Source organism: Shewanella sp. NKUCC06_TVS, from assembly GCF_019345515.1.
In the GTDB taxonomy this organism is placed as follows: domain Bacteria; phylum Pseudomonadota; class Gammaproteobacteria; order Enterobacterales; family Shewanellaceae; genus Shewanella; species Shewanella oncorhynchi.
This window is the reverse complement of sequence record NZ_JAHKQX010000015.1, coordinates 131,079-153,352: the sequence shown is the minus strand read 5'-3', so window position 1 is coordinate 153,352 and position 22,274 is coordinate 131,079. Positions and strand designations below refer to the sequence as shown.

Annotated in this window: 14 protein-coding genes; all 14 read right to left on the bottom strand. The window is 47.0% G+C overall.

The genetic code is table 11. The features are described from left to right. Positions 1 to 11 precede the first annotated feature (11 nt). The gene (locus KO531_RS16835; protein ID WP_219251749.1) at positions 12 to 1,874 is read right to left on the bottom strand and encodes an MFS transporter; all 1,863 of its coding nucleotides are present in this window, start codon (positions 1,872 to 1,874) and stop codon (positions 12 to 14) included. Further along, complete coding sequence (locus KO531_RS16830; protein WP_219251748.1) at positions 1,865 to 2,476, bottom strand: TetR-like C-terminal domain-containing protein; 612 nt, start codon at positions 2,474 to 2,476, stop codon at positions 1,865 to 1,867. The genes KO531_RS16835 and KO531_RS16830 overlap by 10 nt, the downstream gene beginning before the upstream one ends. 316 nt (positions 2,477 to 2,792) lie before the next feature. Continuing rightward, positions 2,793 to 3,236: a GNAT family N-acetyltransferase gene (locus KO531_RS16825; RefSeq protein ID WP_219251747.1), complete on the bottom strand. Its 444-nt coding sequence runs from the start codon at positions 3,234 to 3,236 to the stop codon at positions 2,793 to 2,795. Between the two features lie 7 nt (positions 3,237 to 3,243). Beyond that, positions 3,244 to 4,056, bottom strand: coding sequence for a 3'(2'),5'-bisphosphate nucleotidase CysQ (cysQ, locus tag KO531_RS16820; RefSeq protein ID WP_011848162.1), 813 nt, complete (start codon positions 4,054 to 4,056; stop codon positions 3,244 to 3,246). 71 nt (positions 4,057 to 4,127) lie between these two features. Continuing rightward, entirely contained in the window at positions 4,128 to 4,679 is a 552-nt protein-coding gene (gene nudE / locus KO531_RS16815; RefSeq protein ID WP_173242602.1) for an ADP compounds hydrolase NudE, read from the bottom strand. Positions 4,680 to 4,915: 236 nt separating this feature from the next. Continuing rightward, positions 4,916 to 15,067: an Ig-like domain-containing protein gene (locus KO531_RS16810; RefSeq protein WP_219251746.1), complete on the bottom strand. Its 10,152-nt coding sequence runs from the start codon at positions 15,065 to 15,067 to the stop codon at positions 4,916 to 4,918. Further along, on the bottom strand, positions 15,064 to 15,924 hold the full coding sequence (locus KO531_RS16805; protein ID WP_212600796.1) for a sulfotransferase: 861 nt from the start codon (positions 15,922 to 15,924) through the stop codon (positions 15,064 to 15,066). The genes KO531_RS16810 and KO531_RS16805 overlap by 4 nt, the downstream gene beginning before the upstream one ends. Positions 15,925 to 15,993: 69 nt before the next feature. Continuing rightward, on the bottom strand, positions 15,994 to 16,530 hold the full coding sequence (locus KO531_RS16800; protein WP_113941567.1) for a tail fiber protein: 537 nt from the start codon (positions 16,528 to 16,530) through the stop codon (positions 15,994 to 15,996). 11 nt (positions 16,531 to 16,541) lie between these two features. Then, on the bottom strand, positions 16,542 to 17,072 hold the full coding sequence (locus tag KO531_RS16795; protein ID WP_212600797.1) for a tail fiber protein: 531 nt from the start codon (positions 17,070 to 17,072) through the stop codon (positions 16,542 to 16,544). Positions 17,073 to 17,084: 12 nt separating this feature from the next. Next, positions 17,085 to 17,606, bottom strand: a complete 522-nt coding sequence (locus KO531_RS16790) for a tail fiber protein (protein ID WP_168826977.1) — start codon at positions 17,604 to 17,606, stop codon at positions 17,085 to 17,087. 84 nt (positions 17,607 to 17,690) lie between these two features. Beyond that, complete coding sequence (locus KO531_RS16785) at positions 17,691 to 18,182, bottom strand: GNAT family N-acetyltransferase (protein WP_219235526.1); 492 nt, start codon at positions 18,180 to 18,182, stop codon at positions 17,691 to 17,693. 278 nt (positions 18,183 to 18,460) lie between these two features. Further along, entirely contained in the window at positions 18,461 to 19,600 is a 1,140-nt protein-coding gene (locus KO531_RS16780; protein WP_219251745.1) for a sulfotransferase family protein, read from the bottom strand. Further along, positions 19,600 to 21,645, bottom strand: coding sequence for a phytanoyl-CoA dioxygenase family protein (locus tag KO531_RS16775; RefSeq protein ID WP_219251744.1), 2,046 nt, complete (start codon positions 21,643 to 21,645; stop codon positions 19,600 to 19,602). The genes KO531_RS16780 and KO531_RS16775 overlap by 1 nt, the downstream gene beginning before the upstream one ends. Next, complete coding sequence (locus KO531_RS16770) at positions 21,623 to 22,210, bottom strand: aspartyl/asparaginyl beta-hydroxylase domain-containing protein (RefSeq protein ID WP_219251743.1); 588 nt, start codon at positions 22,208 to 22,210, stop codon at positions 21,623 to 21,625. The genes KO531_RS16775 and KO531_RS16770 overlap by 23 nt, the downstream gene beginning before the upstream one ends. Positions 22,211 to 22,274 lie beyond the last annotated feature (64 nt).

Genomic DNA, 22,274 nt, shown 5'->3' with positions numbered 1-22,274 from the left:
CCTTAACGAATTTAAGACTTGCCCAGCAGGCTCGCCACTTGGACTCTCAAAGATTCCTTATTCGCAAGCTTACCATCGACGGCATCCGTTAAATCCACCGACACCCTTGACCAAAAACGCTTGGGCATTTTAGCCAAGGCATGTCCGCCCTTGTGGCTAAAGTAAGATCCCCATAATCCGTGTAGCGCCATAGGAATGACTGGCACTGGATCTCTGGCCAAAATCTTATCAATTCCAGGACGAAAATCGCCAAGTTCACCGTCAGGTGTGAGTCGACCCTCAGGGAAAATACATACCAACTCGTCATTGGCGAGCGCTTCATGAATCGCCTCGAAGGCACGATTATAGGTCTCTTCACTTTGCTTAGGTGAACAGATAGGGATCACTCCAGCGTGGCGGAACAAATACTTCAACAGAGGAATTTCGCTGATGGATTTATCCATCACAAAGCGGATTGGCCGTGTCGACGCTCCCATAATAATCAATGCATCCACATAACTCACATGGTTACAGACTATGATGCCAGCCCCTTCCTTTGGAATTTTCTCTCGGCCTGTGACTGTCACTCGATACATAACATGACTGAGTAAGTAACTGATAAATCGTTGTGTAAATTCTGGTACTTGTGAATAAACATAGAGCGCGACTACAGCATTCATCACGGCGAGTAGCAGAAATAACTGTGGAATAGTCCAACCTACAACGCCCAGCAACAGCATAGATAACAGTGCCGAAACCACCATAAACAATGAGTTCATAATGTTATTGGCAGCAATCGCCTGAGCACATTCGCCCTTAGGCGAACGAGATTGAATAAACGCATACAGGGGGACGATAAACAAACCGCCACTAACGCCAATCATAAAGAAATCTAGCATCACGCGATAATGTTGGGACTCGCCAATAAAGGCCTTTAATCCATAGACAAAACCAGCATCCACTGGCACTGGTGGAATAGCCCAAAGCAAATCGACACCAAAGATAGTTAATCCCAATACCCCAAATGGCAGCAAACCGAGTTCCACATGGCCGTAGGAGAAACGTTCACAAACGAAGGAGCCAACAGCAATCCCGATGGAAAACATGCCTAATAATAATGACACCACAGTCGCACCAGAATGCAAATGCAGCTTAGCAAAGTTAGGAAACTGAGTCAGATAGGTCGCACCTAAAAACCAAAACCAACTGATCGCGAGGATAGCCATCCAGATTGAAGGCGTTTGACGGGCTTTTTTGATGCTACGCCAAGTGCCCGATAACGGCCTGAAACGTATTTTTTCGATGACGCCCTGCGGGGGTAATGCAGGAATCGCTCGGCTCGATAAATATCCTGCAAAGGCTAATACAGCAACAGTAATCGCCGACCAAAGCGTACCGTTTTCATCAGAAACCAAGATCCCCGCACTCAAAGTGCCCACCAGAATAGAGAGAAAAGTGCCCATTTCAACCCAAGCGTTGCCTGTGACTAACTCGTCCTCTTTCAACGCTTGGGGCAACAAGGAATATTTAACCGGACCGAAATATGCAGACTGGCTACCTGTTAAAAATAACAGTAATAACATCATCATGTAGCTCTCGCTCAGAATCGCAATCGCAGCGCTAAACATGATGATGACTTCGAGTAATTTCAATCGGCGAATGAGTTTAGCCTTATCCATATTATCGGCGACCACACCCGCATGGGCCGAAAAGAGGAAAAATGGCAAAATAAACACCCCAGCCGCCAAGTTCACAAACATATCGACGCTTATGGGTAGGTCTTTCACTTGGCTAAAGGTCACTAATAACAGCAACACATTTTTATAGATGTTGTCATTCAATGCGCCTAAGCACTGAGTCGCAAAATAGGGTAAAAAACGTTTTGTTAGCAGCATGATAGTTCCTTCTGGTAACCCATTCCTTGTAAATAAGCTTGTACGTGACTCTCGAGTAAATCCCGCAGTGATAACGACTCAGCGAAGAGCTTATTATCGAGTGACAGAGAGGTCAGCCCATGAATCCCCCCCCATAATACCCGGCTCATACTGAGATGCTGCACCGGCGTAACCTCGGGAAATAGTTGCGCCAATTCACGCTCAATCAGAGTAAATAACCCCGCAATCAATTGCCCTTGCGATTCAGGCAAGGGTTCAGAATCGAGTAATTGCAGCTCAAAAACCAGCTTGAAAGCTTGGCGCTGCTCATGGGCGAATTGACTATACTCCCAAGCCATTGCAATAATTTTACCTAAACTGTCGGCCGCACGAACACCCGTCAATCGGTCGTGCAAAGTCCTAAGCGTTGACTCAGAAACCGCCAGTAATAAATAGTTGTAGCTGCCGAAAATATTGATCAAGGTACTAGGGACATAACCAATTTGGCTGGCCACTTTGCGTAAGCTGAGCCCTATGGCACCTTGATCTATCAGTAACTCAGTTGCCGCTTGTATTGCCATCGCGCGAATTTCATCATGGCTGTGTTCTTTTCGTCTGGCCATAGGTCTCATCCCCTGTTGAATAGCAAGAGACTAACAGTAGTTAAAATAAAAAACAACGTTCAAAATAAGTTTGTTTTACGTACAGAAGAGGGTAAATAATGAAGGATATTATTGAAGATGATGGATAAAGATAGGCACTCGAATTAGATTCCCTCAGCAAGCCAAACTGGATCCGTGGGATGACATCACCTAAAAGAGCATAAAAAACGGCGCGCTCAGTCAGCACACCGTCCATTATCTTGATTTAAAAATCATTCTTAATTCAAAGGTGATTTTTATTTGAGGATAATCTTTGGTTCAAAGATAAGCACGCGATTTAAAGCCTGCGATAAGTCATCACAACCCTATCTGCGCCAGCGCCAAAATAATCGGCTTCAAAAGTTGAATCAATGAAACCTAAATGCTGATATAAGCCATGGGCAGGGTTACTCGGATCAACGGTTAAACACACCCGCTCAACTGACACGGGCAACTCGGCTAAACATTGTTGCATCAAACGCTTGCCGAATCCCTTCCCGCGAGCATTTTCACTCACTGCGACAGATAATATCCACATGCAGTTAGGATCACTACTCTGGGCACTGAGCAAATAGCCTTGTAGCTGATTATCTGCATCCACGGCCACTAAAAATTGCTCTGGCCAACAATCAAATCCCTGACGGAAGAAGAAATCAGGATAGCTGTGCTCACCAAAAATGGCCTGTTCGAGCTGATAAACCGCGAATAACTCTGACTTTAATACCGGACGTATAGACTGCATTTGAAAATCATTCACCTATTAAAATCTTATCCCACTCTAAGTTGGGTGCGCCAACTACGATGAAATTAGGGTTCTCTAAGCTCTCGCGCTCATTGTAGGTTAACGGTTGCAGCTCAGTATCCATCAGCTGTCCACCCGCTTCCTCGACGATAATTTGCGCAGCTCCCGTGTCCCACTCACCCGTTGGTCCGACTCGTACATAACAATCAGCACGACCTTCGGCGACAAGACAGCTCTTCAACGCTGCCCCCCCCATCACGACTAACTCGCAGTGTTTGGGATGGTTGAATAGGGTCAACACAGATTGAGGGTCCTGACGGCGACTTACGGCTAATCTTAGGGATACCTTTTCACGGTGCTCAATTTGGCGACTGCTAATACGCACTTCTTGTTTATCCGTGCGCTTGTACGCCCCTAAACCAGCAATAGCGTAATAACACACTTGCGTCATCGGCACATAAACTACACCCATCACGGGACGATTGTGTTCCACCAGCGCAATAATGACTGAAAAATCACCACTGCCGGCGATAAACTCCCCCGTACCATCGAGCGGATCCACCAACCAATAGCGCTTCCAAGATTCACGCACACTCAACGGAATGTCAGCGGCTTCTTCAGATAACACAGGAATATCAGGCGTTAAGGCGGTTAATCGGTCACAAATGATCTTGTTCGCCGCTAAATCTGCGGAAGTGACAGGGGTATTGTCAGACTTCATTTCTCGCTCAAAATTACCTTTGAGATAAATGTCACGGATAGTTATCCCTGCATCGGTCGCAATCGCAATAACTTCGTCGATCAACTCTTCTGGCTTCATAACAACTCCAATCGCCTGCTGAGCGAATGTTTTGCAAGCGTGCAAACTCTGAACGCTTAAAAGGAAAAAGATTATTTAAGTTGTAAATATTTTTGCGCCAAAAACAACGCGCTCACACTACGGGATTCAGAAAAATCGACATCATCGAGCAAGGCTTCCCAATCGGCGAGCGCCCAAGGCACCACATCAATTGGCTCTGGCTCATCACCTTCAAGACGACTCTCATACAGATCTTCTGCAAGAAAAATTTGCATCTTACTAGAGAAATAACCCGGAGCTAGGCTGAGTTCTTTCAGTAAAGTGAGCTTATTCGATCCAAAGCCAATTTCTTCCTGTAATTCACGGTTAGCAGCTTCTATTGCTGTCTCACCGGGATCGATCAAACCTTTTGGAAAACCGAGTTCGTAATTATCAGTTCCTGCAGCATATTCGCGTGCCAGTAGCATTTTCCCTTGATGAATAGGCACTATCATCACAGCGCCACGGCTACCGCCTTTCATGCGCTCATATTGGCGCTCTACACCATTGGAGAACTTAAGATGCACTTGCTCAATTTGAAATAATCGGCTTCTCGCGACAACTTCGGTATGCAATATTTCCGGCTTATTCTGCCGTTGCGACATAACTGCCTCTGGATAAAAAAGCGATAAATTAAATAAGGTAAGTGACAATCTTACTATCCTGTCTTTAATCTACAACCTGAATTTATTACATGCTCCTAATGGTAAGCCACAAATCCTTTGCGATATGCATCACAAACCAAGCCCAGCCTTAAGTGAACACCTTCAAAATATTCTCAAATATGATGTTTTTATTGGATAGTAAAAAGGGGCGAATGCCCCTTTTGATATGCTAACGCTTAAAATTGATATCGTAGATTGAGCTGGTAACTGAGGAAATCATTAGGCTCGATATCCACATATTGATATCCCAAACCTACAGACCATGACTCAGTAAATTGATAGCTAAAACGCACGCCCGCATACCAATCTGTACCATCAAGCTCTGTAGTTAAACGGCTATTGCCCATAGTGCTACTGATATCCGCTTGCCACCTAAACAATCCGATGGGTACTTCGAACCGCCAAGCTTCATGTTGGAGTAAAGTGAAGCGTAATCCCAGCATGACACCATCGGCCAGAACTGGCGTCACGGCTTTGACCTGCCCATGATATTGCTCAGGAGTGAGACTTGCGCCCTCAATCCTCGCAGTCCCATTACCAAAGTCGGCATAGCCTAATTCGATGGCAACATAGGGAGTCCATTGATAACCGATACTCACACCCAAAGCAGTATCTTTATCATCAACCGATGTTACAAAGCCTGCCCCCGCTTGTGGCTGTAGATCTCGCCTGCTGCTATCAACCTGAGCTTGCCCGACAAATCCCTCGACATACCAGTTATCAGCCGCATTTGCTTGATTAACGGAGCCTACGAGCAACACAGTGCCCAAGACTAATTTATGTAATTCCTTACGGCGAATTAAACCCATTGTAAGAATCAAACCTAATGCCCATAAGGACATACTGCCTCCACCCGACTTGTTATCTATCACCACATCTTGGTATGCCTTAACTGTGATTAACGCTTGCCCAGTTGCTTCGCCGCCCAATCCATCACTAATCTGATAACTCACAGTATCTACTCCATCAAATCCAGTTTTAGGGATATAACGTAGTTTATTAGACTCAACAGAAACCGTTCCTTGCTGCGCGGTTGCGCTGACTAAGGTTAAAACGTTTCCATCGGGATCACTGTCATTACTCAACACATCGAGTAACAAGCTCGTTCTGTCATCTATGGCAGCACTATCGTTCACCGTCGTAGGTGCCGTATTGCCATTAACAATCACAGTCAACTCACTACTCGCAGTACCACCTTTACCATCGGTAATGCTATACACCAGCACATCTGTACCGATGAAATCGGTTGCTGGCGTGTAACTTAACTGCTGATTAGCCAAGATAACTACAGTTCCGAACTCGCTGGTGACTTGTGTTACCGTCAAGGCATCACCATCGCTATCCGTATCATTGGCGAGCACATCGACATCGAGACTCTGATTCCAAGGTAAAGATGCCGTATCTGGGTTCGCCACAGGTAAATGGTTACCATTGAGTATCACTGACACGCCACTTGGGTCGACAATGGTTCGGTTAGCGACGCCATCGTCATCGTTTGGCCCACCATCTTCTATGGTTAACTGCACACACCAATGGCCTTCAGTTAATCCAGAAGTCCAACGATTATCTCCAGGAGGAGGGCAGAAACCACGCTCACCTTCACTACTCGCGACACTATTGCGCGCATCAATCACAAAATCCTTCCAACCATTTTGGGCTTGATACTTACGATATACTGCATTGGCAGGAACTGGCGAACGTTGTGGTATCACCAGACTGTAACTCTGCCCTTGTTGCGGTAGTCCTGTAGCAATGAAGTCAAAAATCCCCCCCACATTAGCCGCGATACTGTCTTCAGGAACCAGATTAGGTAATAGTTGAATACCACTTTGCTCTTGCATCAGTGCAATATTACCTAAGCGTAAGCACACGCCCGCTTGCCCCTCTGCCAGAAAGTACACAGGCTGCAACTCACCTTCAGGCATCACGTTACAATCATTGATTGCATCCAAGTAATCTGGAATGCCATCGCGGTCTGTATCGGTAAATCCCTCTTGCTTATCAGGGATCAAATCACCGTCGGTATCAGTCCCCGTCAGAGGTGGCAAAGATGGGCGCACAACAATATAAACTTTCTCCGTGGTAGACAGCGCGGGTAAGCCGCTATCCGTCACAGTCAGGCTCACAGGATAAATGCCCGGCAAGACCTCTGTCGGCAAGAAGAACATCCCCGCATCATCGGACTGCAAGTTCAGCGCGCCACTCGACCATACAGATGTCAAAGTATCGTTCATGTTGGCATCGCTAATCTGCGCATGAATATGAACCTCGCCACCATTTTGTGCCACGATCAACTGACGTTCACCCGCTTGAGTCACCTCAAGAGTCACACTCGGGGCAATGTTAGCCTCAGTGATCGACACTTGTGTTTGCTTCTTACTGCCTAAATTCAAACTTGGATCTAGGCTGATCAACACATCTTCTTCAGCCTCAACTTCCCCATCCTCTATGGTTCTAAAGTGAATATGGGCCAATGTACCTGAAGTAATCTCCAATACCGCATCGACTAAGTCATGATCATTGCTGTCCGCGGAACCTGCAACCGTATAAGGAACTGATATTGGATACTCAGGCGCGACACCGTTTAAGTGAATACTAACAACAACCTCATTACCCTCACCCACGACTTGATCTTTACTCAAGGAAATTAATGGATGCACTTTTACTTTCTGAGCCTTAGTCGCTTTGTTGCCATCACGATCTACGGCTTGCCAGTAAGCAAGATAACTACCAGGGGCAAAGAATAAACGCTTATCGACCAAAGAAACGGGCAGTGGATGACCATTACGATCGACGGCCTTCGCAAACCCTAGATCCACTCGAGTGAACAAGCCTGTTGCATTAACTTCAACATCACTAGGTACAGTAATAACAGGTAAATTGTCAGCCTCCCCACCTTCTACCAGTAAGTTGACTTTTGCACTTGCGCGCCCTTTCTGACCATCACTAATGGTATAACGAAGTGCGACCGGACCAACATAAGCTGCAGGGGCAGTAAATATGAGTCCATCAGCAGTAATCTGCACACTACCTATGTCTGCTGCCGCGCCATCGATAGTCAAAGTATCACCGTCCACATCAACATCATTCTCTAGCGCAGGTAGTATGTATTTATCATCCGCGGTGCTGGCTAGAGTGTAATTATCATCTACAGCTTGTGGGTCATCATTCACTGGTGTGACATTCATGGTGATAGTTGCAGGCTCAGAACTCAGTTCAGCATCCTTAGCAATAAAGCTTATCTGATCTGCACCGTTGAAATCTTTCCCCGGTGTGTATAACCACACAGTTCCATGCTGCTCCAAAGTGCCCGACTCAGGTTGGCTCACCACTTCATAGGTAAGAGGATCACTATCTGCATCCTCCCCAGTAAGCGTGATCATCACAGAGCTATCTTCCTCTAAGGTCAAACTTGCACTCGTCGCAACAGGCGCATCGTTAACGTTAGTCACTGTAATGCTAAAGGACTGCTCAGCCGTTAAGCCATCCGTGTCCGTCACACGTAAGGTTACCGGGTGACTGCCCACATCAGCATTGCCAGGCGTGCCACTGAGTAAACCCGTCGCCGCGTTGAAGCTCAACCAGCTTGGTATCGTCACCGCACTCAATGTCAGTACGTCGTCCACATCGACATCTGTAGCGGCAAAGGTATAGCTGTAAACAGCGTCTTGCACAGCGGCCGTAGTTGCTGTTGAAGTGATGGTTGGTGCGTCGTTGCTATTAGTGACTGTAATACTAAACGATTGATCTGCTGTTAATCCGTCAGCGTCCGTCACTCGCAGTAACACAGCATGACTGCCCACATCCGCATTGCTCGGCGTACCACTGAGTAAACCCGTCACCGAGTTGAAACTCAACCAGCTCGGTTTGGTCACTGCGCTCAGCGTTAATACATCACCCACATCAGAATCAATTGCAGTCAAGCTGTAGCTGTACGCCGCATCTTGAGTTGCTGCCGTCACCGCCGTCGAACTAATCGTCGGTGCATCGTTGACGTTCGTCACCGTGATACTAAAGCTTTGCTCAGCCGTTAAGCCATCCGTGTCCGTCACTCTTAAGGTGACCGCATGACTGCCCACATCCGCATTGCCTGGCGTGCCACTGAGTAAACCTGTAGTCGCGTTGAAACTTAACCAACTCGGTTTATTGATGGCACTCAGCGTTAATACATCACCCACATCAGAATCAATTGCAGTCAAGGTGTAGCTGTACGCCGCATCTTGAGTTGCTGCCGTCATCGCCGTCGAACTAATCGTCGGTGCATCGTTGACGTTCGTCACTGTGAGATTGAAAGCGGGCAGGCTCGCACTGAGCACCCCATCACTCACACTGATCACAATTGCCGTCGTCATACCAACATCTGCATTGCTCGGCGTACCGCTCAATGCCCCCGTAACTGTATTAAAGCCAGCCCACGAAGGTCGATTCGTAATATCAAAGACTAAACTATTACCGTCCGCGTCTGCTGCGATGGGCATAAAGTTGTAAAGTGTACCTTGAGCCACATTGGTCGCAGGTGTCCCTAAAATAGTGGGTACACTATTCACCACAACATCGAAGGTCCGAGTGCTAGTATTACCCGCAATATCAACTAGCGTCAGGGTGATGGTGCTCGTGCCAGATCCCAGCGCAGTCACAGTCACACCTCTATCAGCTTCGCTTCCTGCCAATACAACACCCGCAAGTGGAACCACAGTGGTATCAGAACTCGCTGGCGTCACTAGGATATCCGTTGCAGCGGTTACATCATCTGCAATAGTAAATGCGAGCATAGATGAGCTCTCGCCAGGTTGAATATTTTGATGAGTAATTGCCGAGGAAGTGGGTGCACTCGTATCAATAGTTACAGAAAGGGCGCTCGATGCAACACTGCTATTTCCTGCAATATCTGTCGCAACCGCTGTGATGCTATGGGTTCCAGGGCTCACGCTCGTTGCGTTGACACTCCAGTCACCACTACCATCCGCATTGACTGTACCAAGCACTCCATCAAGATGGCTGCTAAGGACAACGCTGGCGCCGGCCTCTGCCGTGCCAGTCAGTATGAGAGTCGTATTCTTGGTGATATTATCCGTTGAACTCACACCTGAATCGCTTGCCGCATCGAGATCAGGCGCAGAAGGTGCGACAGGTACAGTGGCGTCTTGAGTAATAGTAGGGACATTCTGAGGCGCAGAAACATTACTCGCAGCATCGCTGGCAACCACGACAAAATTATTGTCACTGTCCGTCGATAATGCAGCGCTCAGGGTCCAAGCGCCCGCCACCACAATAGTATCATCCAACACAGTCGCATTATCGGCAACGCCATCATTGTTCACATCGGCATAGAGGCTGATTGTCACCCCATCTTCAGCGTGCGTACCGCTGACCAATGTCGTTGCCTGATTGGTACTGATGGCGCCAGCAGGTGTAGTAACCACTGGATCGACGGGAGCCGTCGTATCGACAATCACATTGACACTGTTCCACTGACTGTAGCTTAAGTCAGCATCGTTGCTGCCCGCATCTCGCATAGTATCGCCATTAAGGACTATGCCATTGGCATCGACAATTAACCCACTCGCCCCCGTGTTATCACCCGCTTGGACAGTATATCTATAGGTCAGCACACCACTCGCCGCAGACACAAACACAGCCTGACGAGCCACACCATCGATATCGAGCGACAGCGTAGAAAGTGTGCCAGAAACCGTCACATCCTCGGTCAGAGTAAGAGTGATATCAATAGCACTGCCGACCCCATAATGGCCATAGTTAACATTAACCACATTCACTGCGGGAATTACAGCATCCTTCGATATGGTATCGGTCACTGCGGGACTAGAAACATTACCCGCCGCATCGGTCAGGGTAAGGCTCACTGTCAGAGTGCCATCCCCTAAGCCGCTCACGTCTATATTGACGATCTGTTGTGACGCACTTGCGACCGCAATAGATCCTGTAACAGGCGTGCCTGAACTGCCAGTAATAGTGTAATTTGCGCTGGTTCCCACCTCCGCACTCGCTAAGGTCAGGCTAATCGCATTTTGATTTGCCTGAGTCACCGACGTCTGGTCAAAACTGACACCCGAAATAGTTGGTGCATCCGTATCGACAGAGTGTGCAGTGCCAGCACTATAGGTACCGAGTGCATTACCCGCATCATCAACAATATCACTCGTTGTGTGGCCTACCTTCAGACTACCCGTACCCGATATGCCATTAACAGTGACGACAACACCAGTTCCAGAGCTAGCAGAAACGCTCGAAATAGTGCCAGACGCAGTGCCTGTGCTCGCCAGAGCAAAATCATCCGTCGTCAGACTATTCACAGATTCGCTAAAAGCGAGGTTGAATATCACACTGGCATCCGCGGCCGCGGCACCTACTGCAGGAGCCGAGCTGGTTATCGTGGGGATTTGTGTATCGAGCGTAAGCGCAAGTGCCGTCGACACCGCGCCAGTATTGCCCGCAACATCGGTCGCAGTGGCCGTAATGTTGTGCGCGGAATTGCTGGTTAATAGTGGCGTGGTAAACGACCAATTTCCAGAACCATCTGCAGTTGTGGTACCCAATACACCATCGATACTGCTCATGAGCGTCACTGTACTATTCGCCTCAGCGTTGCCTGTGAGTGTCGGAGTGGTATCGCTGGTTAAATTATCTGTGCTGCTGATCCCAGAATCGGAAGCCGTGGCAAGATCGAGTCCCGAAGGTGCTAAAGGCGCATCGCGATCGACTGTGTGATTTGCGCCACCGGTATAAGCGGCAGTATAGCCATTGGTTCCATTACCGTTACCGGAAACATCTTGGATATTGGAATTCGCCTTGACATCGAGTCTCAGGCTACCAGTGCCGCTCACAGTATTCACCGTCACATCAACACTTGTTCCAGATGCCGCAGAAACGCTGGCAATACTGCCACTTGCCGAGCCTGTTGCCGTGAGCACAAAATCATCGGTAGATAGATTGCTCGCTACCTCATCAAAACTCACAGTAAATACTAGACTAGCCCCATTCGCTGCTGGCGATCCCGTCACGACAATCCCAGTAACCACTGGAGGTGTAACATCGGCAACGGTAAAATTCCAATCGGTTTTATTGCTAATTCCGGCGTAAAGATTACCCGCCAAGTCGGTAATAGCCCCATTAGCGATTTGAATGTAATAACTGGTATTTTCAACTAGGTTAGCGGCTGGATTAATAGTCAACACACCCGCCGTTATCGTTAACTGTCCAACAGGTGAACCCACATCAATCGTCGCTACGGCCACATCGTCGGTGTTGTAAATAACGATATTACCGCTACCGAGTTGAATATCTTCATTCATGGTCAGCACAAAATTGGCACCAACTGCCACCCCAATAGCGCCATCTAGGGGGTTAAAACTCTGTACTGTTGGCGTGGCTGTATCCACGAGAATTGCGGTAGTTGAACCAACCGAGTTCAGCGTAAGCGCTAAATTATTACCCGCGCCGTCAAGCAATGCGCCCCCATTGGCATCAATACTAGATGCCAAGCCAATACCATCGGTATCGTTATCACCGGCCTGCACTGTGTAGCTAAAGACTAAATTTGAGGTTCCGGAGCCACTGATATATGAGGCATAACGGGTTGTTCCACCAATAGTCAAGACGATACGCGGCGTACCCCCGCCCGTATTAACAGTCACATTTTCAGTGCTGCTCACCGTAAAAATCAAGGTATCATCAACTGCATAAGTATTATCTGTGGGCACTGTAACGCTACTCACAGTTGGTGGTACCGCATCCACTAATACGGCCGTCGTGCTGCCAATCGAATTTAACACTAAGTTCAGAGTATTACCCGAGCCCTCTTTTAAAGTGCCGCCATTGGCTTCTATCGATCCCGCGATCGCTATTCCATCGGTATCGAGATCGCCACTCTGCACTGTATAGCGGAAAGTCAATGCGCTGCTGCCAGTACCTGAAAGATAGCTTGCATACACAGTGGATGCACCGAGCGTCAATGCAATACGCGGCGTGCCACCAACAGTAATAGCTTCGCTAGTATTGACGGTAAAATCGATGGATTGCCCGGTAATATAAGTCGCATTGGCCGGAACGCTAACACTCGTTACCGCTGGCACCACATTATCCACAGTGGCGTTACTGCTATCTGCCTGAGTTCTGGTATTACCTGCATTATCCGTTGCAGTGACTGACACATTACGATTAGTGGTATTAATAGCGCCCGCAACTAAGGTATAAATCGCCGTCCAAGTACCGCTGTTATTGGTTGCCGCGACAGCGCCACCACCAAACTGGCTGAAGTCAGCCGTCGCAGCACTGATGGTATCGCTGTTATCGTCCCCAATGGCGCTATTGTCCCAGCTGGCAGTGACTGTATCACCAGCGATAAAAGTGCCAGCAGTACCAGTACCGCCGGAAATGCCGATATAAACATCGGACACAAATGGCGCAACGTTATCGAGTGTCGCGTTGCTGGTGTCTGCCGTTGTCGTATTGTTGCCCGCGTTATCGGTTGCGCTGAAGGAAATATTCCGGTTGGTGGTGTCAATCGCACCAGCCACTATCGTGTAGGTTGCAGTCCAAGTACCACTGCTGTTAGTTGCTGCAACGGCGGCACCGCCACCAAATTGTGAAAAGTTGACGGTAGCTGAACTAATCGTATCACTGTTGTTATCACCACCGGCCGTGTTGTTCCAGGTCGCGGTGACGGTATCGCCAATTTTATAGGCACCTCCGGTACCAGTGGCTCCGCTGAGGCCAAGACGGTTATCCGTGACAACTGGCGCAACGTTATCCACAACAGCATTAGTAGTGTCAGCAGTAGTAGTTCCCCCCTGGGCATTGGTTGCGGTCACACTGACATTACGACTGGACGCATCAATCGCACCTGAGGTGATAACATAAGTTGCCGTCCAAGTTCCGCTGCTATCCGTTGCGGCCACTGCAGCGCCGCCGCCAAACTGAGAGAAATCAACAGTCACCCCCGTCACACCTGAGTTATTGTCGCCTCCAGCTGTATTATTCCAAGTTGCGGTAACTATATCGCCAATTTTATATGCCCCGCTCGTACCTGACGCGCCGGAGATACCGATACGGGCATCACTTACTGTAGGTAGAGGAGGAGTATCTATTGCATTCGCGACTGTGAAGCTACGAAACTCAAAGTTCTCCGGCCCATCATTTGGCAAAGTACAAGCACTTGCACAATCAAAAAATAATTTGAACCCTTTTAGCTTAACGCCAGAAAAAGATCCTAACTGCCCAGCACCAAAGGCGAAGTTTTGAGCACCTGAGACTCCGTTAACAACAGATGACGTAACCGTTCCGCCACTCTGCAAGTAACCGACAATACGCAGATTAGTAAATTCACTAGAGTAGCCAGCGTACTCGCCTCCCGTTAATCCCGTTAACTCAAATGCAGTAGTATTGGTACCATCGGCGCGCAAATAAAAATAATGGTTAGTGCTAGTCGCACCACCATGCATGTAAGCAAAATTGCCAAGGCCATTACCTAGATTTTGAGTGACTCCATCCCCCCCCTTAGCGGTTAATCTGAAATGGGTTGTGCTGAGCTGTGCAGTTCCCTGTCCACTCCAACCTGCAAAATCATAAGTGCCATCTACAATTGGCGCTAACACCTCTGAAAAATCCCTTAATGCTTTTTCAGAAAACACCACAGTAGATTCAATATTTCCGCGGGTAACTTCTAAATCCCAGTCGCCCTGCAACTCGGCATTACCGGTTAAATTATTGGAGGCGGCAACATCCAAACCCGTGTTATTGCTAATGATATCCAGCAGCGCTTCACCGCTTTCATTCGCGGCCAAATCACAACCATAAAATAATAAATCGCCACCTTCACGCACCGCGCCTTTTAGCGCAGCAAATGCCTGCACTTCTTGCTGGATTATCTCTGGGGTAATACGTGAATTGCCTAGCAGTATCACACCAGCTTGTGCGTGGGAAACCACATGAATAGCTGCGAGATTTTTGTGACCATCAAGTACATTAATTAATTGCGGTAATCCAGCGATAGAAGAATCTAACTCTACCAATTGAACACTAGGTTTAAGGGCGCGACGCAATACCGATTTATCAGCTTCAGCCACTGCGCCATCAACAATCACCAGCTCACGCACCGGATGTGCACTCTGGATATCCAGTTGATCGCCAGATAAATCAATTAGATCCTGTGGTAGAGAGGTGTCTGAACGCAATAATAGATCGGTCGATGCACTTATCGATGAACTCAAATAGGATCGCTGATAACTCGGCGCTGCAATAGCACCAGCACCATAGAGTCCGAATGGTAATAACAGCGAGGAAAGCCCACTAAGCAGTGCGTGTCTCATGATAAGTGATTCCCTTCATTTTTTGCGTTAGGTGCTACAGGTTTTTTACTTGCAATAATATTGGCTGCAGTGCCAGTACTATCTAGCCAGAAGTCCATTTCTTGATACTTCATAAATAAGTCAGGCGGTAAAATACTGCGCCTACTTTTGTATTCCACTTTCCGCTTAACGCTATGCAAACCTTTGACCCCAAGATTGTGGTCAAACTCATTTTCAGCATAGTCGACATTATTAAAATCGTGATCGAATTGCGGTTCGCCAATAAAACGATAGATTAACTCCAGCGTGCGTGCCGGATGCTGGGTAAGCAGATCATAATCCACTAATAGCAAGCGATCAGAAAACTCGCCGTAATAGGCTTCCTTGAGTGCGGTCCATGCACTTCCAACCGCACCACCAGCATTGATTAATGACTCGCAGCGGCTATACACCGTCTGACGCGAGGCCGCATTGAACATACGGCTGTAATCAAATGGGTTTTTACGGTAAATCACTTCAAAACTATCCATAATCCAAGCCGGATTGCGCACACAACAAATCACTTTAAAATCATCAACCAACTCTACCAATTGATGTAGACGGGCAGTCCAGTGACGGTTGGTGTCGAAAATAACCGGATGATTTTTATCTTGGTAATAAGCATCAATTAATGCCCGACAAATGACCTTACGTTTATGTTCATCGAAAAATGAATAGGACTCACTACCTGCCCCCATTTGTTCGAGGGCACCATTCACAAGCCCCGCTACAGGGCTACTGATAGCCGCATGAAAGCGTGGATTTTGCCGAAGTATACCTGCGAGCAGCGTCGAGCCAGCACGCGGTAAACCTGAAATAAAATGTAATTTGTTTGGCATTAATGTGACTTACTAATTAAAAATATTTATTAAAAACTTCCCGACAAACATGCCGGGATCATTCATCAATTAATTGCGTGCCGGAAATACACCATAAAGGGCAATACAATAATTCAATGCGATAAATGGCTGACGGTTTTCATGGGGTAGACCACCACCATTTAGACCTAAAGTCTGTGGTGCCATAGTGGTATTTAATGTACCTGGTGCTGCCTGCATATAGTTGACTATGCCACCACCACGTCCATCCTTCGCAAGATAGGTATTCGCTGCCGGAGAAGGCAAAGTCCCCTGATTATTCAAACCGGTCAGCGTGTGGTTGTGTGCTGGCATTTCAGTGGAGATCAGCGTCACCCCATTTTCACCAAACTGTTCGCCCCAATCCCAGGTTCTCAGCCCGGGGCCCTGACCTACACCAACTACGGTCTGCCCCTGCAAATTAGGCAATTGGAACGTGGTTGTACCATTGCCACCATAAGTAATTCCGATAATTGAAAACAACGCGGTATTACTTGCGATTGACAATATTTGGCCATTACACAGCGCCCAATTGTGGGGAGCGAAGCTGAATGGCAACAAACGGATTTCACCTATAAATGGATCCATAATTTCGCTCCTTAATTACGCGATGGGAAAATGCCTTCAATACATATGATGTAATTTATCGCTGTAGTAGGCATGATGTTATTGTGTGGTTGTGTTCCCCCTGAGGCTTGCACACTGAGTGCATTCATAACTTGGGGATCGGCACCGCTAGATGGCAAAGGAGCATAAATATTATCGGTATTACTGTGGGCAAAGACATTACCCATAGGGCTAGGTGATGTGGAGGGACTTGCAGTACTCGCCGACAAACTATGGCTGTGTGAAGGTATTTGCGGCGTTAATAAGGTAATGGATTCAACACCAAACTGCTGACCGATAACACGGGGAGTCAGACCAGGGCCATTACCCTGCCCAACCGGAAGGCGACCGCGCAAATCCGGCAATTGAAATGTTGTTACCCCATCACCACCATAAGTGGTTCCGATAATTGCGAAAAGAGTGCTTTGCTCACTAATACTTAATAGCTGACCAGCGCACAACATCCAACCTCTAGGTGCAAAACTACCCGCAAAAAGACGGATATCACCGATATAAGGATCCATAGTGATTCTCCTCTAGTTACGTGAAGGGTAAATGCCTTGAGTGGCAATGCAATAATTCATTACCAGTGAAGGCTGACAATTTTCATGGGCTTGATTGCCACCAGTACTGGATACCGTTGCAGGGTCCAACGCTTGTAAACTTGCAGCGGACCCATACAAATTGACCTCACCAGCTGCATTTTTGGCGGCGGCAATATTATTGCCTGCAAACAACGTGGTATCGCCGGCAGTAGAACTGGCCATCACAAGGTGATTGTGTACTGGCAGGTTGTTAGGTACTAGGGTTACATTTTCAACACCCGCCTTACTGCCCTGAGGCAAACCTGCACTAACATTAGGGTGAACTGGTACGCGACCACGTAAATCCGGCAACGCAAAAGTATTGATACCGTCGCCACCGTAGGTCGTACCCAAGAGTGAAAAAAGTGCTTGGTTGGTGTTGATTGGCAATAATTGCCCTGCACACAAAGTCCAATACTTAGGTGCCCAGTTGTATGGGAGAAGCTTAATTTCTCCGAGAAAAAAATCAGACATCCATGACTCCTTAATAAAAATAAACCTATCTATACATCATCAGTTTGATTACACACGCTTTCCTCTTCCCTCAAACAACACTACCTATGATGATGGCCACGATAGCCACTCTTGGGTAGGTGATATTTCAAAAGGTAAGAAACCCAAGCGAAGATATAACTGTTTCGCACGCATATTTTGTCGATCAACACTCAGACTCACACTCGCCTCTTTTGCTTGGGCATAGGCTTTTACCGAGTCCAAAATGACTGAACCATAACCATAGCCACGAAATTGCGGTGCGATGACAAAATCGACGATATGGACACCGTTAACAGAGGGATTAAGTATGATTTTGCCAATAGAAATTGATTGATATTCAATGATTAGAGTCACCGCTTGAGGGTATTGGGCAGCGTAACTCGCTTGCTGTAAGCGGTATTGTTGTTGCACTAACAGCTCTCGTTGCTGTGGGGGAAGCGGTAATAGAGACAGTTCCGTCCTTGCAGAACAAAATAGTACAAATACAAAAGCATCGTCATTTTTATACGCATAACGCAATGAATAGGCCTTAGGTAATACTATGTCTTCTACCATCAAATACATTCCCTGTAATAAGTAACTCTAACAGCGCGTTAATAGTTCTTTAATTCGTCGTGGCAGCTCGGGGTTAACGGGCAAAAAACTCAACAAATCGAATGACAGGTTTAAAGAGTGGCTCAGGGGAATGCGTTGGCAGAATAAAACGGCTAACGACTTGAAATGACATGATTGCATTTTCCATCCCTAGAATAAAAACGTTAACTTGCTGATATTTTTTAATATAGATAGTTGGCTAAAGCTAGTTCACATCACACAAAAATACAAGATTTATGTTAACCTTTAGTTTCAAAAAGGTGAAGATTAGACCAGTTACAATAACGGTGGATCTGTTCTTTTTGCTTAGCCGAAAAAAAACTTTGTTTAGATTGTGAATCTGCTACAAAGGGCTGCGTGGCTGTTTTAGCATGTATTAACTGACATTGTTCGACTTGGCTGCACTCTTCTTTAGAGAGAGCCAACGAAAACCAGTTTGCGATTTTATTCGCTATCGCGGGTAACAACTCCTGATAATCCACGACCATCACTTGGTTACGCTGACTCATCTCTAACCCATAACCCAATAACAAGCGCAATACCTTACATTGATAATCCAGTATCGACTCCCCCTCCTCTGGTACTGATAATTCACGGAATAAAGGTCGAGACGGTTGTCGCACCATATGATATCCAGCAGACTTTTGCTGTGATGCTAAGATCTCGACGGGGTCCCTAAGTAGTAATAACACGGGAACTTGAGGATAAAGTGATAGGATCAATGGCCAAAACTGCAAATCCCACGCATTCCATTTAATCAACAAATGCTGTTCAGGATGAAACAACTGACCTTGGGTATTAATGCAAAATATTAAAGCCGCACGTCTTTCAGTATCTGATAGGCTCCTGTCCAATAGCACTTGAGTCAGTAAAGGCGATTCAGATAACACCCTGCATTTAGATAACCCCGCAAAACTGCGCGACACTAAGGTAGATCCACAGCGAGAGAGGTGAAATATAAATCCGGCAGGCTGCACTTGTTCTACTAGCCCAGAAAGATTTGGCGCAGGTAACAGAGCAGTTTGGGGTTTAATCAAGGCGGACAATAACTGACCCCGCACGGCAGAAATATGCTCCGAGTAGAAAGGATGAATCGGTTTTTCTGCGGCGGACATCCACTCTAATACTCTGCGTTTAGGGTCATAGTCAGTTGGCGCCCAAAACTGGCAGAAGAGTGAATAATCCGGCTCTATCCTTTGTCGATTACCAGTATGCAAGATAGCCAGTAACGTATCATCGCCACAGTCTGGTAAGTGCCAAAAAAGCCGCAAATATTGGCAAAAGTTGGTGAGAGTCATAACCTTGCCAAGCTCCCTCAGGGCGGTTGGATTATGAACTAACAACCAATAGCGTTGCTGTTGTTCTTTAAAATCAACCATTAGGAAGCCATAGGGTAAAAGTTAATGTATTGCACCATACGCGGTAACGTCCCACGATTAGGACTGGCGCCATGGGGCAAGGCATGGTGCCAAATGATTAAATCGCCCGCTTTAGCCGCTATAGGTTTTACTTGCCAGCGATGCCAATCCTGTTGCTGAAGCTCTATATCAGACTTGTTCTGTTCGAGAAGCCACTCCTCTATCTTGAGATGAAATCCGGGGACACAACAGAATGCGCCTTGTTCCGCACTGGTATCGGTTAAATAAATTAACCCTTGCGTCGCAAACTTAACGGGGAGCTGTAGCGGCATATCCCAGTGCATATCCGGACCGGGGAAATGCCAAGTTGGCGTTTCAGGTGGATTAAAGCTGACTCTATCGGTTGTCATAACTAAATCCGTTCGCTGCCACAAAAGTTCAAACACTTGACGAATTTTGGGGACTTGTCGATTCGCGTCCAGTTGCGGATGGCGAAACAGTTGCAGCATGATTTTCTGCATAAACTCATGAGGTTGATACCAAGTGGTGGGATCTTGTTCATTGGATCCTAACTGCTGCCAAATAAAATCTCGAGTTGCGGCGCATTGCTCTGCCGTGAGTACTTGCGGGATCACTAAATAACCTTCACTTTGCCAAAAATTGAGTTGTGACTCACTGAGTACTGCCGCCAGATTTGAGTCTTCAACCTCCGCTGAATTGAAGTCTTCGACTTCTGATACTGTGACCGATGGCGTTAATCCATGGAAAATAGCGCCTAATTGCTGATTAATCCCAGCAATATCCGCGGCTGTCAGCTTGGCGATTTGCTGAATGTAAGCAACAAAAGCTGACTGATGATCGTTTTGATATAAAGCTCTTAGACCCGGCTCTAGCCCTATTCCACAAAGATCCAGCAAGGTTTTATCTAAGTGCCATTCATTAGCCAGTTCAGTGAATGGCACTTCCCATTTGCGTAGCTGTATCTTTTGCCAAAGCCGCTGCAAATGATAAATGCCTAAGCAGCTCAGATCGTCACTCGACACAAGCACTGGTTTTTGCTCTATAACATCAAACACAAAATCGGGATGAGTACCCTGCTCATATCGAAAAGCAAGGCATGAGAGCGGCTTAAGCCAATGTTCACGTCGATATCGAGGTAACGTGAGTTGAGATTGGTTTTCGCTCAACTTCGATTCACCATAAACTTGAATGCTGGTAGTAAACTTAAGCGTTACTGCACTCAGACTGAAATCGGGCAATAGTAATGTACCAGCCAAGAAACTGCGGTCTCCACTGGCAAGCAAGCGTGCTGTTTGTAGGTTGAGCGCGAATAACGGCCCTAAATAATGCGTCTCCACAAAATCCTGCACAGTACGACACTCAAGCCAAGCGTCTAACTCAATATTTTGCGGGATGAGCACACCATCATCTGCAAGATACGCCTGTAAATGGGTAAAAATTTGCACTTGCGGCTCCTGTTGCAACAAGTGCTTCATGGTTTCGGAAAGAATCACATCAAACTTTACGACTGTATTTGGCTGCCAAAACGTGGCATCCGCACAGACACTCTCCACCACACGATCAGCTAAATCAAAGTGTTCAATAAGCTTGGTAACTTTATCTAACGAGGCTTGATGAATGTCGAGCAAGGTCACTTGAATTTGACTCGCAGAAAATAACGGCAGCAGAGGTAATAATAACCAAGCAAAAGGCCCAGTCCCCGCATATAAGATGTTCACAATCTGCCCGGGATGAGCCTTTAGACGATCTTGTATTGCTTGATAAATCCCTTGTATAAAGACTCGGCCCCGCTCAGGATCTTCGGCACACTGCGCCGCGGTAGTGAGTGACACCGCCTTACCAAAAGGCGTATGGCTCGCCTCAGTATCCAAAAAAGACTCGGGGTGTAACTCCACTGCCGCTATTTGGCACAACTGCTTCAGCATGGGATCGATGAGCCGTTTAGACTCCCCTGCTGAGGTTGACAGCAGTAGCGCATTAGCAAACTGAGTTAATACAGCTACATCCAAACTATGCCCTAATTCAAGCTCTGATCTTTGCAGCATCGATTAACTCCCTTAACCAAGTATTGACCTCGCAATCAATCACTAAATTGATCCGCGCATCCTGCCCTTTATTTTCAACCCAATGGACTTGGTCGGCATTGATATACCAAAGCTCTCCGGCCTGCATGGGTACACGTTTATCGTCCACGTAAAAATTGAGTTGCTCATTCGTTTGCAGTGGCAAATGTAATCTTGCCTCGCCTTGTTCTAGGCAGAGTCCTTGATCTCTATGGGGTTTGATTTCTGCCCCCGCATGTAAGCGCATCAAACGCACGGATTTCACTGGGCAGGCTAAGGATTGCAGAAAATGGCATAACGCAGGGCTCGATTCGAGTTGAGGCAAATCTTGCCAGTGCTGACCGGTAGAAATTGAGAAGGCTTGCAAGATAGGATGAGCACCGCGATACTCTGCTGCACAGCGTAAGACGAGAACATCCCAACCACCCATATAATCACGCGGATTTACATGGGGTAACCAGTCTTGTTGCAGCAAAGCATTCAACTCTTGCTGTAAACTAAGGGGGTTTGAAACTTGAGCTAATAGGGCAAAAGAACAGATATCCATATCCAACCGCTTAATTTTCAGACTAAAAATAATTAATCATCCAAGACTAGCACAAAGATTTGAG

Bases quoted from the DNA above. Each gene is read 5' to 3' on its own strand.
- KO531_RS16835 (WP_219251749.1), bottom strand. From the start codon at position 1,874: ATGCTGCTAACAAAACGTTTTTTACCCTATTTTGCGACTCAGTGCTTA.
- KO531_RS16830 (WP_219251748.1), bottom strand. From the start codon at position 2,476: ATGGCCAGACGAAAAGAACACAGCCATGATGAAATTCGCGCGATGGCA.
- KO531_RS16825 (WP_219251747.1), bottom strand. From the start codon at position 3,236: ATGCAGTCTATACGTCCGGTATTAAAGTCAGAGTTATTCGCGGTTTAT.
- cysQ (WP_011848162.1), bottom strand. From the start codon at position 4,056: ATGAAGCCAGAAGAGTTGATCGACGAAGTTATTGCGATTGCGACCGAT.
- nudE (WP_173242602.1), bottom strand. From the start codon at position 4,679: ATGTCGCAACGGCAGAATAAGCCGGAAATATTGCATACCGAAGTTGTC.
- KO531_RS16810 (WP_219251746.1), bottom strand. From the start codon at position 15,067: ATGAGACACGCACTGCTTAGTGGGCTTTCCTCGCTGTTATTACCATTC.
- KO531_RS16805 (WP_212600796.1), bottom strand. From the start codon at position 15,924: ATGCCAAACAAATTACATTTTATTTCAGGTTTACCGCGTGCTGGCTCG.
- KO531_RS16800 (WP_113941567.1), bottom strand. From the start codon at position 16,530: ATGGATCCATTTATAGGTGAAATCCGTTTGTTGCCATTCAGCTTCGCT.
- KO531_RS16795 (WP_212600797.1), bottom strand. From the start codon at position 17,072: ATGGATCCTTATATCGGTGATATCCGTCTTTTTGCGGGTAGTTTTGCA.
- KO531_RS16790 (WP_168826977.1), bottom strand. From the start codon at position 17,606: ATGTCTGATTTTTTTCTCGGAGAAATTAAGCTTCTCCCATACAACTGG.
- KO531_RS16785 (WP_219235526.1), bottom strand. From the start codon at position 18,182: ATGGTAGAAGACATAGTATTACCTAAGGCCTATTCATTGCGTTATGCG.
- KO531_RS16780 (WP_219251745.1), bottom strand. From the start codon at position 19,600: ATGGTTGATTTTAAAGAACAACAGCAACGCTATTGGTTGTTAGTTCAT.
- KO531_RS16775 (WP_219251744.1), bottom strand. From the start codon at position 21,645: ATGCTGCAAAGATCAGAGCTTGAATTAGGGCATAGTTTGGATGTAGCT.
- KO531_RS16770 (WP_219251743.1), bottom strand. From the start codon at position 22,210: ATGGATATCTGTTCTTTTGCCCTATTAGCTCAAGTTTCAAACCCCCTT.